The 17,295-nt window shown below is 67.7% G+C and carries 16 protein-coding genes; 10 read left to right on the forward strand and 6 right to left on the reverse strand.

Annotated features, from left to right (window positions below):
- Positions 1-35: 35 nt before the first annotated feature.
- From aroA to BLQ73_RS21050, 8 genes are read left to right on the forward strand one after another with little or no spacing between them, the layout of a single operon-like run.
- A complete protein-coding gene (aroA, locus tag BLQ73_RS21015; protein ID WP_093172483.1) occupies positions 36-2,984 on the forward strand; it encodes a 3-phosphoshikimate 1-carboxyvinyltransferase in 2,949 nt (982 codons plus the stop codon).
- Positions 2,981-4,144, forward strand: a complete 1,164-nt coding sequence (locus BLQ73_RS21020; RefSeq protein ID WP_093172485.1) for an acyl-CoA dehydrogenase family protein — start codon at positions 2,981-2,983, stop codon at positions 4,142-4,144. Before aroA ends, BLQ73_RS21020 begins: the two co-directional genes overlap by 4 nt.
- The gene (locus BLQ73_RS21025) at positions 4,141-4,956 is read left to right on the forward strand and encodes an SDR family oxidoreductase (protein ID WP_093172487.1); all 816 of its coding nucleotides are present in this window, start codon (positions 4,141-4,143) and stop codon (positions 4,954-4,956) included. The genes BLQ73_RS21020 and BLQ73_RS21025 overlap by 4 nt, the downstream gene beginning before the upstream one ends.
- A complete protein-coding gene (locus BLQ73_RS21030) occupies positions 4,949-6,988 on the forward strand; it encodes an oxidoreductase (RefSeq protein WP_093172489.1) in 2,040 nt (679 codons plus the stop codon). Before BLQ73_RS21025 ends, BLQ73_RS21030 begins: the two co-directional genes overlap by 8 nt.
- Complete coding sequence (gene fabF / locus BLQ73_RS21035; RefSeq protein WP_176955576.1) at positions 6,981-8,228, forward strand: beta-ketoacyl-ACP synthase II; 1,248 nt, start codon at positions 6,981-6,983, stop codon at positions 8,226-8,228. The genes BLQ73_RS21030 and fabF overlap by 8 nt, the downstream gene beginning before the upstream one ends.
- Before the next feature lie 23 nt (positions 8,229-8,251).
- Positions 8,252-9,337, forward strand: a complete 1,086-nt coding sequence (locus BLQ73_RS21040; RefSeq protein WP_093172491.1) for a branched-chain amino acid aminotransferase — start codon at positions 8,252-8,254, stop codon at positions 9,335-9,337.
- Between the two features lie 2 nt (positions 9,338-9,339).
- Complete coding sequence (locus tag BLQ73_RS21045; protein WP_093172493.1) at positions 9,340-10,944, forward strand: beta-ketoacyl synthase N-terminal-like domain-containing protein; 1,605 nt, start codon at positions 9,340-9,342, stop codon at positions 10,942-10,944.
- Positions 10,941-11,402 carry a PaaI family thioesterase gene (locus BLQ73_RS21050; RefSeq protein WP_093172495.1) on the forward strand — a complete coding sequence of 154 codons (462 nt, stop codon included), beginning with the start codon at positions 10,941-10,943 and terminating at the stop codon, positions 11,400-11,402. The genes BLQ73_RS21045 and BLQ73_RS21050 overlap by 4 nt, the downstream gene beginning before the upstream one ends.
- A 118-nt stretch (positions 11,403-11,520) precedes the next feature.
- Here BLQ73_RS21050 and crcB read toward each other — a convergent pair whose 3' ends face one another.
- The 4 genes from crcB to BLQ73_RS21070 all read right to left on the reverse strand — a co-directional run bounded on the left by crcB (position 11,521) and on the right by BLQ73_RS21070 (position 13,781).
- Positions 11,521-11,907 (reverse strand): fluoride efflux transporter CrcB, encoded by a 387-nt coding sequence (gene crcB, locus BLQ73_RS21055; RefSeq protein ID WP_420820025.1) that lies wholly within the window; start codon positions 11,905-11,907, stop codon positions 11,521-11,523.
- Positions 11,904-12,257 carry a DUF190 domain-containing protein gene (locus BLQ73_RS21060; protein WP_093172497.1) on the reverse strand — a complete coding sequence of 118 codons (354 nt, stop codon included), beginning with the start codon at positions 12,255-12,257 and terminating at the stop codon, positions 11,904-11,906. The genes crcB and BLQ73_RS21060 overlap by 4 nt, the downstream gene beginning before the upstream one ends.
- Entirely contained in the window at positions 12,254-12,742 is a 489-nt protein-coding gene (locus BLQ73_RS21065; protein ID WP_245691231.1) for a FluC/FEX family fluoride channel, read from the reverse strand. Before BLQ73_RS21065 ends, BLQ73_RS21060 begins: the two co-directional genes overlap by 4 nt.
- Before the next feature lie 277 nt (positions 12,743-13,019).
- Positions 13,020-13,781 carry a nucleotidyltransferase domain-containing protein gene (locus tag BLQ73_RS21070; RefSeq protein ID WP_093172499.1) on the reverse strand — a complete coding sequence of 254 codons (762 nt, stop codon included), beginning with the start codon at positions 13,779-13,781 and terminating at the stop codon, positions 13,020-13,022.
- 323 nt (positions 13,782-14,104) lie between these two features.
- Between BLQ73_RS21070 and BLQ73_RS21075 the strand changes: the two genes are divergently transcribed.
- Positions 14,105-14,809: a CBS domain-containing protein gene (locus tag BLQ73_RS21075; protein ID WP_093172501.1), complete on the forward strand. Its 705-nt coding sequence runs from the start codon at positions 14,105-14,107 to the stop codon at positions 14,807-14,809.
- Positions 14,806-15,846, forward strand: coding sequence for a zinc-dependent alcohol dehydrogenase family protein (locus BLQ73_RS21080; protein ID WP_093172503.1), 1,041 nt, complete (start codon positions 14,806-14,808; stop codon positions 15,844-15,846). Before BLQ73_RS21075 ends, BLQ73_RS21080 begins: the two co-directional genes overlap by 4 nt.
- Positions 15,847-15,882: 36 nt before the next feature.
- On the opposite strand, the gene BLQ73_RS21085 is transcribed toward BLQ73_RS21080, so the two are convergent.
- Entirely contained in the window at positions 15,883-16,563 is a 681-nt protein-coding gene (locus tag BLQ73_RS21085; RefSeq protein ID WP_093172505.1) for a CBS domain-containing protein, read from the reverse strand.
- A 156-nt stretch (positions 16,564-16,719) separates the two neighbouring features.
- Positions 16,720-17,292 carry a P-loop nucleotide/nucleoside kinase family protein gene (locus BLQ73_RS21090; RefSeq protein ID WP_093172507.1) on the reverse strand — a complete coding sequence of 191 codons (573 nt, stop codon included), beginning with the start codon at positions 17,290-17,292 and terminating at the stop codon, positions 16,720-16,722.
- Between the last annotated feature and the right edge of the window lie 3 nt (positions 17,293-17,295).

Below are 17,295 nucleotides of genomic sequence, written 5' to 3' on the forward strand. Positions count from 1 at the left end.
GGTCCTGGCATCACCGATTCGCAAAGGAGGATGGGGTGCGTCTCCTGGTCAAGGGGCCGGCCGGCCCGCTCACCGGTGAACTGGAGATCCCACGCTCGAAGTACCACGCGCATCGCGCCTTGATCCTCGCCTCACTGGCGCCGGGGACCAGCCGGATCCACGGGCTGTCCGAGGCCGGGCATGTGCGGCACACGATCCGGGCGTTACGGCAGCTCGGTACGGCGATCCATGTCGACGGCGACGCCTTCGTCGTTGAGGGCGGCCCGTACCGCCCGAGAACCGGACAGGTGTCGGTGGGAAGTTCCGGCACAACGCTTTACTTCCTCACCCCGTTGGCGACCTTGGCAGCGATGCCGGTCACGATCACAGGGCAGAAGTACTTCCAGCGTCGGCCGATCAAGCCGCTGCTGGAGGCGGTCGCGGCGCTGGGCGTGGAACTCCACGCGCCGACCGGGAGCCCTCCGATCTCGGTCACCCCGAGCCGGCCGTCCGGAGGGCGGGTGAGCATACCGGGCGTGCTCTCGCAGTGGATCTCAGGGCTGCTGCTCCTGGCGCCCTTCGCGACGGGACCAAGCCTCATCGAGGTCACAGGTCCGTTCAACGAGCGATCCTACGTGGACCTGACCATCAGGATGATGAGGCGCTTCGGCTTGACGATCGACGTGGGTGATGACGGCAGAACGTTCGCCGTCGAGCCGGACCAGCGGCCCCACCCGGCCGAGGTGTACCTTCCACCGGATATCGGCTCAGCCGCGTTCGGGCTCGCGGCCACCGCGCTGCAGCCGTCCGACGTGCTGTTCCGGGGGTTGTCGACGGCGCACGCGGCCGAGACCGACCACCCTGAGGCGGATCTGCTGGACATCCTTTCCCGGATGGGCCTACCGCTGCACGTGGACCCCGGGACCGGCTTCGTGCGGGTGCGTCATGATGGGTTGCGGCTTGCGCCAGTTTCGATTGACTGCCGGGCGGTCCCCGACATGCTTCCCATCCTGAGCGTGCTCGCCGGGCGTGCCGACGGCACGTCCATCCTGGACAACGTCGCGCACGTTCGGCTCAAGGAGTCCGACAGGGTCACCGCGATGATGCAGCTCAACCGCCTAGGGGCGCGGTTGCGATTGCACGGTGAGCAGTTGGTGTGCCATGGCGTCAGCGCCTTCACCTCAGCGGATCTCTCCTCTTTCAACGACCACCGGGTGCTTATGGCGCTCGCCGTCGCCGCGTCACAGGCCGACGGCGAGAGCAGACTGACCTATCCGAAGGCGTACCAGATCTCCTATCCGAAATTCCTCATCGACATGAATGCGATCGGCATCCCCATGGCGGTGCAGGAACCGGTGCGTACGGCACGGCCTCGGCCACCGAGTACGCGTTCCCCCGTATCCGCCGACACAGCGATCGATGCGTTGGTTCGACGTTGGGCGAAGCTGCGGCCGCACGACACCGCGATGGTGGAGATCGCCTCAGAGGGACGCGCGGAGCGTGCCATCACCTGGCGCGAGCTCGACGAACGCGCGGACGCCGCCGCGTCGATGCTGATCGGGCTCGGTGTCGCCGCAGGTGAGCCGGTGGCCTGGCAGTTGCCGAACTGGGTCGAGTTCACCGTCCTGTCCCTGGCCACCGCTCGCATCGGAGCAGTCTGCTGCCCGCTCATGCCGATCTTTCGTGAGCGTGAGATGGCCTTCGTCCTTGGTCGCTCCCAGGCGAGAGTTCTCCTGGTGCCCGGCAGGTTCCGCGGCCGTGACTACCCGGCTGAGATCGCCGGGCTGCGTGCGCCGAGTCTCGAGCACGTCGTCGTCGTGGGCGACGATCGGCCGCTGCCCGGGGGCGACGGGATCAGGTGGCACCGCTTCGAAGCGGAGATGGCCAGGCAGAAACCCGACCAGGTCACCATCAATGCGCGCAGACCGCACACTGCCGAGGTGGTGCAGCTGCTGTTCACCTCGGGAACCTCCGGTGAACCCAAAGGCGTGCTGCATCGAATGGAGGCGCTGACGAGGGCCGCCATGATGGAGGTCCGGCATCTGGGCCTCACCCGCGAGGACCGGATCTTCATCCCGTCTCCGATGGCTCACCAGACAGGCTTCCTGTACGGCATGTGGCTGGCATTGGCCTTGGGCGTGCCGCAGGTCGTCCAGCCTGTATGGGAGGGGCGGGCGGCGCTTTCGGCCCTGCGCCGCTGGGGGTGCACCTTCACACAAGCGGCGACCCCCTTCCTCATGGACTTGCTTCGTGCAGTCGAGGGGACAGGACAGCGGCCGGACGCTCTACGGATCTTTGTGGTGACCGGCACGGCTGTGCCGCGCCCTCTCGCGGAGCGGGCGACCGGCGTGCTCGGCGCGGCGGTGTGCGGAGCGTGGGGGACGACGGAGACGGGTCTGGGCACCTTGTCCGCACCTGGCGATGAATCGGCCCTGGTATGGGGCACGGACGGTCGAGCCCTCACCGGAGTGCGCATCAGAGTGACCGACGATGTGGGCAACGTGCTGGGACTGGGCCAGGAGGGCAACTTCGAGGTTGCCAGCGCATGTCTCTTTGAGGGCTACCTCGACCAGCAGGAGTTGACGGCGGCCGCGATGACGCCCGATGGGTGGTATCGCAGCGGCGATCTCGCGGTGATCGACCGGGCCGGCTACGTCCGGATCACTGGCCGGGTCAAGGATGTGATCAACCGTGGCGGCGAGAAAGTGCCAGTCGTGGAGATCGAGCAACTGCTGCACGGCCATCCGGCGATCAGGGACGTCGCGATCGTCGCGATGCCTGATGAACGGCTCGGCGAACGGGCCTGCGCCTACGTGGTGGCCGACGGCGACCTCGACTTCGCCGCGGTAAGGCGCTTTCTAGACGCTCGGCGGGTGGCGAAGCAGTACTGGCCGGAAAGGCTGGAACTCATTGACGAGCTGCCCCGGAATCCGGCGGGCAAGGTGCAGAAGTACCTGCTTCGCGAGCATGTCAAGCGGCTGATCGAGGGTGAGGTGAATCGGTGACGTGTGAATCGGTGGCGTGGGCCGACGAGACGCGATTTCACGAACTGCGCGAGGAAGTCGAGGCGTTCGTTCGCGGACCTGGTGAGCAGTACGCGGCTGAGATCGAGCGTGATCGTGCCGTGCCCCCGCGGTTGTGGGAGGACCTCAACGAGCGCGGCTACCTCCGGCTCGTCGCTCCCGAGGAGTACGGTGGCCGCGGTGTCCCGTTCTCCCGGTACCTCGAGCTACTCGAACTGATCTCGATGTCCCACGCGTCCGTGCGGATGATCGTGCATGTGTGCAACGGCGTTTGGCGTGCCCTGGACCGGTTCGCCAACGAGGACCAGCGCAAGAAGTTCGTCCTGCCGCAGATCGCAGGTGGCATTCGGGTCGCGTTCACGCTGACGGAATCGGCTGCCGGCAGCGGTGCCGACCTCCGCAGCAGCGTGGTTCGAGGGGGCGACTTCTACTACCTGTCCGGCGAGAAGCATCTGATTACCTTCGGTGTTAGTTGCGACTATTGGCTGCTGTTCGCGCGGCTTGAGGGCACCAGTGGTAAGAACGGCACGGTCGCACTGATGGTGGACCGCAACGCGTCCGGGGTCACCGTGGAAGCCATGCCGGACACGATGGGGGTACGCGGAACGGATCACGCCACGTTGGTCTTCGACCGTACTCCGGTACCTGTCGCCCACCGGCTCGGAGAGGAAGGCGACGGCCTGGACGTCGCGTTCGGCGGATTCCTCACACCCAGTCGGATCTCGGTGGCGATGACATGCGTCGGCCTGGCCCGACGGGCGCAGGAACTCGCGATGGAGCACGCACGTAGCCGTCGCACCTTTGGCAAGCCGCTCAGCTCTCGGCAGGCGGTCGCGTTCGCGCTGGCCGAGAACGCCGCCGACATCGAGGCCGCCCGGAGGCTCGCGCTGTACGCCGCCGGCCAGTGGGAGCAGGGCGACCCGCACGCTGGCGCATTGTCGTCAATGGCCAAGCTGACCGCGGTGGACATGCTCACCCGGGTCACCGACAAAGCACTGCAGGTGCACGGAGGCATCGGCTACTGGGAGTCGAGCCCCATTGAACGGATCTACCGGGACGCACGGGCGCAGCGGTTCGAGGAAGGGACCAACGAGATCCAGAAGGCCGTGATCGCGCGAGAACTACTGGGGACGGTGCGATGAGCGACCACCGGGACGATTTCCAGGGCAAGATCGCCCTGATCACGGGAAGCTCCCGTGGCATCGGACGGGCACTGGCGCTCGCTCTCGCAGGCCATGGCGCCTCGATAGTCGTCAATTACAAGAAGAACGCCGGCCTCGCCGAACAGACATGCAAGGAGATCGAGAAGGCGGGCGGTACGGCGATTGCCGTCGGCGCGGACGTGGAGGAACCAGAGCAGATCGACCAGCTCTTCGACGCGGTGCGCACCTCCTTCGGCAGGCTCGACTTTTTCATCAGCAATGCCGCGGCCAGCTCTTTCAAGAACATCTCCGAGCTCAAGCGGCATCATCTCGACCGCTCGTACGCCATGAATATCCGGGCCTTCGTCCTGGGCGCGCAGCACGCCCTTCGCCTCATGATGGACGGCGGGCGGATCGTTGCGCTGTCCAGCTACGGCAGCAGCCGGGCCTATCCCACCTACGCCAATCTCGGCAGCGCCAAAGCGGCGATCGAAACATGGGTGCGATACATGGCCGTCGAGTTCGCGCCACGGGGGATCAACGTCAACGCCGTCAGCGGCGGCATCATTGAATCCGATTCCTCGGATTACTTCTACAACGTCGAAGGCATGGCGCCGCTCTCCCGGGTGCTTCCCAAGATCCCGATGGCGCGCATGGGCACCGTGCAGGAGGTCGCGGACTGCGTCGCGTTCCTGCTGTCGTCCGCCTCGACGTACATCACAGGACAGACGATTACGGTCGACGGCGGCCTCTCGGTGGTCGCGCCGCCGTTCGCCGAGGATCTGACACCACCGCTGGCCTGGAATGACTGACCTCAGACATGTCTTCGCCGGCGGGCGGATCGGACGACTGGCCCTTCCGCACCGCGTCATCATGGGGGCGATGCACCTCGGCCTTGAGACACGCGACGACGGCGGCGCCGCGTTAGCGGCCTTCTACACCGAACGGGTCAGGGGCGGTGCGGGGCTGATGGTCACCGGCGGTGCGGCCGTTAGCGCCGTCGGGGTGGGCGGTCCGACGTACGGCGTGCTTGGCGAAGCCGGTTTCCACGCTCGTCTGAGCCGGGTCGTCAAGGAAGTGCACGACGCGGGTGGACTGATCGCCCTGCAGTTGTTCCACGCAGGACGCTACGCCGTGCCCGCAGGGCTGCGACCTGTGGCGCCGTCGGCGGTCTACAGCCGGTTCTCCCGCTGCGAGCCGCTCGCGTTGACTGAGGCTCAGGTTCGCGCCTCTGTCGATGAGTTCGCGCGCGGCGCGGCGCACGCGCGCGAACTCGGGTTCGACGCGGTGGAGATCATGGGGTCGGAAGGGTATCTGATCGACCAGTTCCTCTCCCCGAAGACCAACCTTCGCGACGACGAGTGGGGTGGCGACGCGGAGCGCCGAGGGCGATTCGGTGCCGAGGTCACACGGGCGGTTCGCGAGGCGGTCGGACCGTCGTTCCCGATCATTGTCCGCTTCTCCGGTCTCGACCTCATGGACGGCGGCACACGGCCGGCCAACGTCTTCTCCTTCACCCGCGCGCTGGTCGCCGCGGGAGCGGACGCGCTCAACGTCGGCATCGGCTGGCATGAGTCCCCAGTGCCCAGCGTGCAGGCGATCGTGCCCCCGGGGCTGTGGATACCGTTCGCCGCGCGGCTGAAGGCGGCGGCAGGAGGCCTGCCGGTGATCGCCGGCAACCGCGTGGACCGTGTCGAGCTTGCCGCATCGATTCTCGCGGGTCCCTCCGTCGACTTCGTCTCCATGGCGCGTCCGTTTCTCGCCGACGCCAAGCTGATCGACAACACGCTGCGCGGTCGTCCGGTCAACATCTGCGTAGCCTGCAACCAGGCGTGCATCGACCGCTCACTGGACCACCGCGATGTGTCGTGCATGGTGAATCCGAGGGCGGGACGGGAGCTGGGCACTGCTCCGGTGCGCCCCGTCCGGTCGCTGCGCGTCGCGATCATCGGTGGCGGGCCCGCTGGTCTGCAGGCGGCGCGGCAGGCGGCCCTGCTGGGGCACAGCGTTGAGCTGTACGAGGCGTTGGACGGCCTTGGCGGGCAGTTCCGTATGGCCTGCAAGGTGCCTGGCAAGTCCAACTATCGTGACACAATCGGCTATTTCACCGCTGAACTCGCCCGACTGGGCGTGCGCGTACACCTCAACCGCGCCATCGGCGAGAACGACCTCGGACTGCTGCGGTCCTACGACCGGGTCATCGTCGCCAGCGGTGTCCGTCCCCACACGTTGAGCATCCCAGGGGCCGGGTTGCCGAACGTGTTCTCCTATCCCGAGGCGTTCGGCGATGGCGTGTTGAAAGGCAGGGTCGTCATCATCGGTGGCGGCGGCATCGCGATCGATCTCGCGCACCTGGCAGGCCGTGGGGAGAGCCCGCTGAACGACCACGAGCGGTTCCGGCGCGAGCATGGCCTTGAGCCCGGGCCCGTGCTGGTCACCGCGAATGCCGAGGTCACGATCCTGCAGCGCGGTTCTCGTCTCGCCGGACGAACAGGCAAATCGACACGCTGGGCGGTGCTGGCGGAACTGCGGCGGCAAGGAACGCGAGTCTTGCAGGGTGTGACATACCGGCAGATCACTCCCGACGGGGTGCACATCACCGATGCCGCCGGCGCCGACCGGCTCATCGAAGCGCACGTCGTCGTCATTGCCGCCGGGCAGGTGGCGGACAAGGCCGTCCCCGCGCTCGCCGAGCGCGCTGGTGTGCGCTACCAAACCGCCGGTGGAGCCAGGGACGCCGACGGGCTCGATGCGGTACGGGCCTTCGCCGAGGGGTTCGCCGCCGCAGCCGGGCTCGGCACACCGGATCCCGACGATGTGCGAGAGAAGGCTGTCCATGGGTGACGGACGTGCAGTGGTGATCAGTGGGATAGGCGCGATCACTCCCGTCGGCATAGGTAGGGAGACGACGTGGAGGAATCTCCTCGCCGGACGATCCGGAGTCGGCCCGGTCACCACGTTCGACACGGACGGATTGCCGACGAGAATCGCGGCGGAGGTCAAGGGATTCAATCCCTCCGCCTACTTGGAAGCCAAGCGGGTTCGGCGCACCGCCCGCTTCTCACAGTTCGCGATCGCGGCTGCGCGAGAAGCGGTTGCCGACTCCAAGCTTGAAATAGACACGGGAAACGCTACGCGGATCGGCGTGGTGGTGAATGCCGCCGTGGCGGGTTTCGACATGGTCGAGAAGGCCACCCGCGGACTCGTGTCCGTTCCCGATCCGGTCACGCCGAACAGCTACTTCGTCCCCTCATCGCTGACGAACATGCCGGCGTGCGAGATCGCCATCGACCTTGGTGTGCACGGCCCGGTCAACGCGAGTGCACTCGCGTGCGCGAGCGGCCTGTACGCCCTGCTCGATGCGCGGCGGATGATCCTCGCCGGGGAGGCAGACGTCGTCGTCTGCGGGGGGACCGATGCCGCGATCACGCCGACGATGTTCGCCGGGCTGGCCGCGATGGGGGCGCTGTCGGAGCGCAACGACGATCCCACAGGTGCGAGCCGCCCTTTCTCTGCGGACCGGGATGGGTTCGTTTTCGGGGAGGGAGCCGTGATCATGGTTGTCGAGTCGGCCGAGCACGCCGTCCAGCGCGGGGCCGTGCCGTACGCCACGGTCGAGGGCGGGGCTCTGACCTGTGATGCCTTTCACATCAGCGCCCCTGATCCGCAGGGCAGGTATGCGACCGAGGCGATCAGCCAGGCGGTCGGGCGCGCCGGCGTGAGCCTCTCCGATATCGACTACATCTGCGCTCACGGAACCTCGACCGCGGCCAACGACCGAACCGAGACGAGGGCCATTCGCGCTGCGCTGGGCGGTGCGGCCGACCGGATCCCGGTCAGTAGTCCCAAATCGATGGTCGGACACTTGATCGGAGCCGCGGGCGCGCTTGGCGCAATGGTGTGTGCGCTCGCGATCCGGGACTGTATCGTGCCACCGACGATCAACCTGAACGCACCGGATCCCGAATGTGATCTCGACTACGTGCCTGATGCCGCCCGGCCGGTTCCGGTGCGCGTCGCCATGGCCAACGCATTCGGGTTCGGCGGACAGAACTGTGTGGCGATATTCAGCTCCCTGGGCTAGCCCGGCAAGCATGAGAGGCGTGTATGAACGTCGAATTCCTGATCCACCGCACAAGTCGCCCCCTGGACGACGGCGAGCGCCAGAAGATACTCGCCGATCCGGGGTTCGGCCGGCACTTCACCGACCACATGGCCTCCGCGGTATGGACGCCGGAGGCGGGGTGGCACGAACTCAAGGTGGCCGCCCTGGAACCGCTCCACCTTCATCCGGCCGCCGCGGTGCTGCATTACGCGCAGGAGATCTTCGAGGGGCTGAAGGCGTTTCGTCACGATGACGGGAGCATCTGGCTTTTCCGGCCGGAGCTCAACGCACGTCGTTTCGCGCGCTCGGCGCGGCGGCTGGCGCTTCCGGTTCTCGACGAAAAACACTTCGTCGACAGTGTCAAGGCTCTCGTGAGCGCGGACTGCGCGTGGGTGCCGTCGGGGGACGGCGAGAAGAGCCTCTACGTGCGGCCGTTCATGTTCGGCTCGGAGGCGTTTCTCGGTGTGCGTCCCGCGGCCAGGGTCTTCTACGGCGTCATTGCGACGCCGGCGGCGTCGTATTTCTCCTCGGGGGTGGCGGGAGTCACGCTGTGGGTCAGCGAGAACTACACGCGCGCGGCCAAGGGCGGCACCGGCGCGGCCAAATGCGGCGGCAATTACGCCGCCAGCCTCGCGGCGCAGGTGGAGGCCACGGAGAACGGCTGCGACCAGGTGCTCTATCTCAGCGGGGACGAGCAGCGAGTGCTGGAGGAGTCGGGAACGATGAACCTCTTCCTCGTCACGGCGGACCGTGAACTGGTGACGCCAGGGCTCGGCACGATTCTCGAAGGTGTCATCAGGGACAGCGTCCTGCACCTTGCAGCCGAGCACAACCTGAAGCCGGTGGAACGGCAGCTCCGGCTCGATCAACTTCGTGCGGGGTGCGACGACGGGTCGATCACCGAGATCTTCGCCGTCGGCACGGCAGCGGTGGTCACACCCGTCCTCCATTTCAAGGGCGACGGCTATGAACACACTGTCGGCGACGGGCGGCCGGGAACGACCACCCTGGCTATCCGCGAACACATCCTGGGTCTCCAGTACGGCAAGGTTCCCGATACACGCCAATGGCTGCATCGGGTGGTGTAGCGATGCCGATCGCCGTGGTGGGGGTGGGGATACGGGCGCCGGGCGGTGTCACGGACACCTCGTCCTACTGGTCGGCACTCATGCAGGCCCGCGATCTCACCGGTGAGCTGCCCGAAGACCGGCGCGCGGCCTTCGGGAGCGAATGGTGTGACGTGATCACTCATGCGGGATATCTGCGTCGGCCCTTCGACTTCGATGCGCGCTTCTTCGGCATGTCGCCCCGTGAGGCGCGCACCGTAGATCCGCAGCACCGCATTCTCCTGGAGGTGGCCTGGGAGGCGTTCGAGGACGCCGCGATCCGGCCGAATCGTGTGGCTGAGTCGACCGGTGTGTTCGTGGGGATCACAGGCCAGGACTATCGGCACTGGCTGTCGGGCGAGCCGAATTCGTACTGGACGATCGGAAACGGTCACAGCTTCGCGGCGGGACGTTTGGCGCACGCCCTCGGCCTGCAGGGACCGACATTCGCCTTGGACACGGCCTGTTCCTCGTCGCTCGTCGCGGTGCACAATGCTTGCCGCGCGCTGGCCGCCGGGGAGTGCGACGCGGCCGTCGCCGCCGGTGTCAACCTGATCCTGTCGCCTCGCACCACCCGGGAGGTGGGGCGTACGGGGGCGCTGTCACCGGATGGCACCTCCCGGCCGTTCGACGCGGCGGCCAACGGGTTTGTGCGCGGCGAAGCATGCGGAGCGGTCATTCTCAAACGGCTGGAAAACGCGCTGCGCGACCGTGATCGTGTGCGCGCGGTGATCGACGGCACGGCGATCAACCAGGACGGGCGTTCTGCGACGTTCACATCGCCCAACGTCGAATCCCAGGTCAGGCTCATCCGCTCGCTTCTCGGCAAGACCGGTCTCGCCGGTGAGGACATCGGCTACCACGAGGCACACGGCACGGGCACACCCGTCGGCGACCCCGTCGAAATGCGGGCGATCACGGCCGGGCTGCGACCGCGCCCGAGCGAGCGGCCACTCTATGTCGGCTCAGTCAAGGCGAACATCGGACACACCGAATCAGCGGCCGGCATTCTCGGGTTGATCAAGGCTCTGCTCTGCCTCGAACAGAAGGTCGTCCCGCCCCAGGCCCGGTTCGACACGCTGAATCCCCACATCGATCTCACCGGCACCGCCGTTGCCGTTCCGAAGCAGGCCCAGCCGTGGGAAGGGGACCGTGTTTCCGTGTCCTCCTACGGGATGAGCGGGACCAACGCCTATGCCGTGCTCTCGGCCGCTCCGGCGCCACCGCGTCTCAGTGGGGCCGTGCCCGGTTTCATGATTTCCGGGCGCACCCCGGCCGTGGTCGCCGAACTCGTGAACCGCTACCGCGACTGTCTCGCCGAGCTCGGCGAATCCGGCTATCCCGCGTTCGCCTACACCGCCACCCACGGCCGTTCCCGTCATCGCGCCACCGTATGGGTCGACGCGCCGACCTTGGCCGATGCGCGTGAAGCACTGGCACACGGCACCGAGCATGCCAGGGTGCGGCGCCTCGACGAGTCGGAAGAACTGCCGTGGGCGGAGGCTCCCGCGGCGCGTGCGGTCGCATCACTACCCACTTATCCCTGGGAGCACGTGAGGCACGTGGTTCCCGTCGAGGAGAGACAATGATCGCGACCCAGCCGTTGCTTAAGGATGTTCTGAAGCCCCGGCTGTCGGTGGACGAGTTGCAGACGCTCCTCGATGAGTTTCTTCCGGGCTCCGGCCTGCGCGTCAAAGAAGTGTCCTTGCACCGTGTCGTGGTCATGGCGGGACCGGAGGGCCTTGAATGCAGGCCGGGAGGGACACTCTCCGGGCCGACGATCTTCAAGGCCGTCGACCTCTCGGCTTTCCTGGCCGTAAACGCCTATGCAGGCAGGGTGTTGACCGGGGTGCTAACGCACGGCAGCATCAACCTGCTCGATGCCGCGCAACCGGGCATCCTGGAAGTGGTCATCGAGCTGGCGAAGCTCGGGCGCCGGATGGCGGTCGCGAACGCACGAGTTTTTGACACCGAGGGCACACTGATTGCCGTAGCAACCATGCAGTTCGCGCTGCCCTCACGGCAGGTGCACGGCCTCACGCCATGACGCCGCCGCTTCGGCCGCGGAATTGTCACCTATCGTGCGAGCTGTGAACGGATAGCCGTACGACGGCCGATCCGACTACGAGTCACCGTGGCGGCGGCGGTACGGCTGCCAGCGGGTGTCAGCCGGTGACCGCGCGGGCCAGGAGGAACCCGCACACACCCGCGCCCAGCCCACCGGCCACACTGGCGACCACGTTGGCCGCGGCGACGAAGCGTGCGCCGTCCTGGACCAGGCGCAGTGTCTCGTAGCTGAAGGTGGAATATGTGGTCAGCGCCCCGCAGAACCCGGCCCCGAGGGCGAGCGACATCACCTCGCCGACCGGCAGCGCGGCCAGGAAACCCAGCAGGGCGGAGCCGAGCAGGTTCACGGTGAAGGTTCCCCAAGGGAACAGGGTGTCGTGGCGGGCCTGGATGAAACGGTCGGTCAGGTAGCGCAGCGGCGCGCCGACCGCGCCGCCGGCGGCGACCAGCAGTGCGGCCAGGGGGCCGGAGAGTGTGCCGGTCATCCGGCACCGCCGGCGGCACCGCGGCCGACGTAGCGGATCACCTCGACCTCGTCCAGGATCACCAGCCCCTCGTCGATCAGCTCGTCGAGTTGCGGGAGGAACGCCCGGACGCGCTCGGCGGAGTCGATGATGACGACCGCTATCGGCAGATCGTCCGACAGGGACAGGATGCGGGTGGTGTGAATGTGGCTGGAGGCCCCATAGCCTTCGATGCCGCGGAACACGCTCGCCCCGGCCAGTCCGGCCGCGTGCGCCCGGCGGACGATCTCCTGGTAGAGCGGTCTACGGTGCCAGGTGTCGGTGTCTCCGACGAAAGCGGTCAGCCGCAGCGCGGCCCCTTCCAGCTTCACAAGGTGCTCCTTTCGCCTCGGCGGCGGGCCGGCGCCCGGGTGGCGGCGGTGCCGGCCCAGACGGCGGCCAACGCCGCGACCGGGGTCGCGGCCAGGTACGCCAGTGCGAGGTGCGCCTGTCCGCCGACCAGCATGTGGCCGATGTCGAGCACGTAGGTGGAGAACGTGGTGAACCCGCCGAGCACGCCCACGCCCAGCAGCGGCCGCACCCAACCCGGCGCCGACCAGACCTCGGTGATGGCCGTCATGAGCACGCCGATCAGCAGGCTGCCGACGGTGTTGACGGCGAGCGTGACCCATGGGAACCCCGCGGGCGGGTGGGGGAAGAGCACACCCAGCCCGTAGCGGGCCAGCACGCCCAGCGCGCCGCCGAGCGCGATCACCGCCGGCGTCGACCACGGCGCCAGGCGCAACTCGGCCCTGTGGGCGGCGACACGCAGATCGACATCGGCGTCGACAGGACGCTTCAGCCTGGGGTCATCCACGCGATCCTCCTACCAGCAGCACGACATCGACCCTGGTAGGGACCGTTGGCGGCCGTAGACCGCGGTTGCCCGCCGCGAGGTGCGACGGGGCGGTGGGCCCCACCACCGCATGCCTTCCCGCCACGGGAAGGTCCGCCACCCACCTTACCGATCGGCCCCGGCCGGACCGAGTGCCGCCTCGTCGGCACTCGGTCCTGGGCAACCCCTTCGGCCGGTGCCCGGTCCCGTCCGTCGCCGCGCCGACAGCGTGCCTGGGGCACCGGGCTACCCGGCCCTCTTAATGAAACGCGGCTTCGAACAGTTTCTCCGCCTCGTTGATCGCCCACGTGAGGGAGTCGGGCTCCGGCCGTACCTCGGATGTGATCGCGTCGATGCCGCGCAGGCCGGCCCGATCCAAGAGCCGCTTCTCGTTGGTGACCCATTCGCCGCGCGCCGCCAGCACCGCGTGTGCCGTGTTCATGGCGGCGGTGGCCAGCGCGCCCGCGACCTCGGTGGCCTGGCCGCGCCGGACGTAAGCGGCCTTGGCGTAGTGGAGCGTCAGGGCGGCGCGCCCGCGCCACATCGGTGGGGCCGCCTCGCGCAGCGCCTGCGGGTATTCGGGGCGGGGCAGAGCTCCGCGCAGCACCTGGTTGACGGCGAGTTCGGCGACCACCAGATAGCTGGGAATGCCCGCGAGGTGGAACATCAGCGGTTCCCAGGTGAAGCGGCCCTGCCGGGATTCGGAGAGTTCGTGGTCGATGACGTCGAGGTCGCGGTAGTGGACGTCGACACGCTGGCCGTCGATCGTGAACCACCCTCCGCCGTTGAAGACCCCACCGCCCCAGCCGCCGATCTCGGAGACCTCACCGTGCCAGCCGACAGCGCGCAGGTCGGCGGGGTCGAAGCCGCCCCGGTAGTAGATGGCCAGGTCCCAGTCGCTGTCCGGCGTGTGGGTGCCCTCGGCACGCGAGCCGCCGAGAGAGACGGCGCGTACGGCGGGCAGCCCCGCGAGCCGGTCGGCGACAAGGTCGAGGAAGTCGGGGAACAGGTCGTCGGCCATGAGGTTGGATCCGATCGTGTGAAGTGGATGACGGGCATTGAGGTCACACCAAGCGGACGCCGGAGCAGAGGGCTCGGACGGCGTTATGGGATCGGTGCGCGATGTCATCACTTCATGGCGTTGACCTTACCGCCCCTGAAGGCATCACGCGGAGCCCGGGGCGGCGCGCCGTACCCGAAACCCCCTGGTTTTCAGGACATTCGACCCTGCTGAAGTCGCCCTCCGCCTCTGACGCGGGGCATGCGCCCTGAGCGAACCTCGAAAGAGAAGCCGTCGAGGGCACGACGGTCGGCCGACTGGCCGGGGGAGCGCGGGAGGAATTCATGAGGATCACGGTGCAAGACGTGATGACGACCGACGTGGTGGCTGTCGAGGAGAAGGCCACGTTTCACGCGGTGGCCGAGCTTCTCATCGAGAACGGCCTCAGCGGGGCTCCCGTGCTCAGTGACGACGGTCGGGTCGTCGGGGTGGTCTCCGAGGCCGACCTGCTGCGCAAGGAGGAGTTCAAGCAGCGCTACTACGGCGACGACTACCAGCCGCCGCTGCGGTCCAGGCTGCGCCATCTCGCGGGGAGTGAGCGCGGCGTGTACGGCAAGTCGCTGGGGGAGAGCGCCGGTGAGCTGATGAGCAGGCCGCCGATCGTCGTTCTGGCGACCGCTCCGGTGGTCGGCGCTGCGCGGCTTATGGACCGGCACGGTGTCAAGCGCCTGCCCGTTGTCGATGCGGAGGGGAGGCTTGTCGGCATCGTCAGCCGCCGCGATCTGCTCAAGGTGTTCGTCCGCGATGACGAGGCGATCAGGCTGAATGTTCGCGAGGGGTTGCCGCCGAGCGCGGTCGACAAGATCGAGATCGGGGTGGAGGACGGCGTCGTGACCCTCTCCGGGCGCACCGACACGAGCAGCGAGGCCCTGGGCGCGATATGGCATGCCCGAAACGTTGACGGTGTCGTCGCGCTCCGCGATGACCTCACGTGGAAGGATGACGATGCCCCCGCGAACCTGACCATGCGGGGAGGAGCTTTCACGTGAAGGCGCTCGTCTACCTCGGGCCCGGTCGGCGTGCCTGGCAGGACGCCCCGATACCGGCGATCCGCGAGGCCACCGATGTGATCGTCCGGGTGGACGCCGTCACGATCTGCGGCACCGACCTGCACATTCTCAACGGGGACGTGCCTGCGGTCCAGTCGGGCACGACCCTCGGGCACGAGGCCGTGGGCACGGTTTTCGACGCGGGGGCGGCGGTCTCCGGGCTTGCGGTCGGCGACAAGGTGCTGGTGTCGTGCATATCGGCGTGCGGTCGATGTCGCTTTTGCCGTACCGGGTCGTTCGGGCAGTGTCTGGGCGGAGGAGGATGGGTCCTCGGCCACCGCATCGACGGCACGCAGGCGGAATATGTGCGTGTCCCTTTCGCCGACACCTCGACCTATCCGCTGCCTGACGGGGTCGCTGACGAGAACGCGCTCATGCTTGCCGACATTCTGCCCACCTCCTATGAGGTGGGGGTGCTGAAGGGGCGGGTGGGGCCGGGCAGCACGGTGGTGGTCGTGGGGGCCGGGCCGATCGGCCTGGCCGCGATCACCGCGGCCCGGCTGTTCAGCCCCAACCGCATCATTGCCATCGACCCAGCCCAATCACGCCTGGATGCGGCGCGTCGCTTCGGCGCCGACACCGTGCTCGGGGCGGACGGCGGCGCGAGCCGTACGGTCACCGACCTCACCGGCGGCCTCGGCGCCGACGTCGCGATCGAGGCGGTCGGTGTGCCGGAGACGTTCGAGCTGTGCACCAGGTTGGTGCGGCCCGGCGGCCATGTCGCCAATGTCGGCGTACACGGCAGACCCGCCACACTGCACCTCGAAGACCTCTGGGATCGCAATGTCACTATCACCACCGGGCTGGTCGACACGTATTCGACGCCCACCCTTCTGTCGTTGATCGCCACGGGGAGACTGGACACCAGTCCGTTCATCACGCACCGGTTCGCCCTGGACGAGATGGAAGAGGCCTATTCGGTGTTCTCCCACCCACAGGACACGGGGGCCTTGAAAGTCGTGCTCAGCCGCCGCTGACCGCGATCAGCCGCCGCTGACCGCGATCAGGCGCTCCTAGAGACGAGGAGCACCGTCCTCGCGCAGCGGCGGGATGATCTGAAGGCGGTCGTCCATATCGGCGGTGATCTGGGACACCACATCCACGACCCCCTCAACGCGGTAGATCTGCTCCACGATCTGCAGCGCCTCGGATGCCCGCTTGACCCTGCCGGCGATGGTCACGACGCCCTTGTTGACCTCTACCGTGAAAGTCTCGGGATCGAGCGGCAAATCCCTGATCTCGGTCAGGAGCTCCTCCGCCGGTCTCAGGAATACGCGCAGCACATCGGCGCAGTGCAACGTTCCCACGATCCGTCCGGTCGCCGGATCGACGACGGGGAGCTGCTTGACCCGCTTGTCGTGCATCAGCCGCGCCGCCTCGCGCAGGGGACGACCGGGAGTCACCGTGATCGCGGGAGTGGTCATGAGCTCCCTGGCGATCACGCCCGTCGCCTTCCGGTGCATTTCGCCCTGGTTCCGGGTTTCGTACATCGACGTGCTGTGCCTCGCCAGGTCAGCCTCCTTCAAGATGAGGTCGTCCTCCGACACGATCCCCATCGGCCTGCGCTCGGCGTCGATGACGGCGACCGCGCCGACCGCATAGCGGCGCATCGCCTCCACGATCTCGATGAAAGGCGCCTCCGGGGTAACGGCGATCGCCACACGGCCCATGACGTCCCTGACTTCAACCGACATCGCTCCACCTCCGCTTTACCTCTCACACTTCTCATTCAAGACCGTGACCAGCAGCGGCGAACGTCACGGACGGTCAAGACTTTGGTCCCGGACCGACCACGATGGGGGCGGCAGCCGTACGGCGGGTGCCGGGCGGGGGCGCGCCCAGCCGGTGCCCTACGGCGCTGCCACGTCGATCAGCCGCGAGATCTGGCCGCCCAGAGGCGGGGCGTCGAGGCGGTTGTCGATCTCGATGTGCGGCACCACGGGCGGCTCGTCCACACGAATCGCGGTCAAATAGGCGTCGAAGGCGTTGAGTTTGCCCTCGTCTCTGGGAAATCCGCGCCTCTTGAGCCTATGCCGCAACGTCGGGCCGTCCGAGCGGACCCAGATCAGGCGCACTTCCGGCCCGCCGAGTTCGGCCACCCATTGACCCCACCGCGCCGCGTCGTGAACCTGCGCGGTGAACGGCCCGCTGAGCATGACGGGGCAGCCGTGGGAGCGGATCTGCCTGGCGACAGCCGTAAGGCCGCCGTATTCATAACGCTTGACATGTCTGTCGTACCATGCCCCCTCCCGCTCACCGGCCTCCCGGCCATGTGTGGCGAGTGTGGCGGCCACAAAGCCGCCGTAGACCGTGTCCTTGTCGAGCAGGGCGGGCACGGGGTCGAGCCGGGCCAGCAGTTCGTCGCACACGGTCGATTTGCCGGCCCCCGGCGGCCCGGAGACGATCCACAGCACAGCAGACATGCC

This window comes from Sinosporangium album (assembly GCF_900100605.1).
In the GTDB taxonomy this organism is placed as follows: domain Bacteria; phylum Actinomycetota; class Actinomycetes; order Streptosporangiales; family Streptosporangiaceae; genus Sinosporangium; species Sinosporangium album.

Excerpts from the sequence above, each read along its gene's own strand:
- BLQ73_RS21030 (WP_093172489.1), top strand. The coding sequence starts at position 4,949 with ATGACTGACCTCAGACATGTCTTCGCCGGCGGGCGGATCGGACGACTG.
- BLQ73_RS21075 (WP_093172501.1), top strand. The coding sequence starts at position 14,105 with ATGAGGATCACGGTGCAAGACGTGATGACGACCGACGTGGTGGCTGTC.
- BLQ73_RS21045 (WP_093172493.1), top strand. The coding sequence starts at position 9,340 with ATGCCGATCGCCGTGGTGGGGGTGGGGATACGGGCGCCGGGCGGTGTC.
- BLQ73_RS21040 (WP_093172491.1), top strand. The coding sequence starts at position 8,252 with ATGAACGTCGAATTCCTGATCCACCGCACAAGTCGCCCCCTGGACGAC.
- BLQ73_RS21090 (WP_093172507.1), bottom strand. The coding sequence starts at position 17,292 with ATGTCTGCTGTGCTGTGGATCGTCTCCGGGCCGCCGGGGGCCGGCAAA.
- BLQ73_RS21085 (WP_093172505.1), bottom strand. The coding sequence starts at position 16,563 with ATGTCGGTTGAAGTCAGGGACGTCATGGGCCGTGTGGCGATCGCCGTT.
- BLQ73_RS21070 (WP_093172499.1), bottom strand. The coding sequence starts at position 13,781 with ATGGCCGACGACCTGTTCCCCGACTTCCTCGACCTTGTCGCCGACCGG.
- BLQ73_RS21050 (WP_093172495.1), top strand. The coding sequence starts at position 10,941 with ATGATCGCGACCCAGCCGTTGCTTAAGGATGTTCTGAAGCCCCGGCTG.
- fabF (WP_176955576.1), top strand. The coding sequence starts at position 6,981 with ATGGGTGACGGACGTGCAGTGGTGATCAGTGGGATAGGCGCGATCACT.
- crcB (WP_420820025.1), bottom strand. The coding sequence starts at position 11,907 with ATGACCGGCACACTCTCCGGCCCCCTGGCCGCACTGCTGGTCGCCGCC.
- BLQ73_RS21025 (WP_093172487.1), top strand. The coding sequence starts at position 4,141 with ATGAGCGACCACCGGGACGATTTCCAGGGCAAGATCGCCCTGATCACG.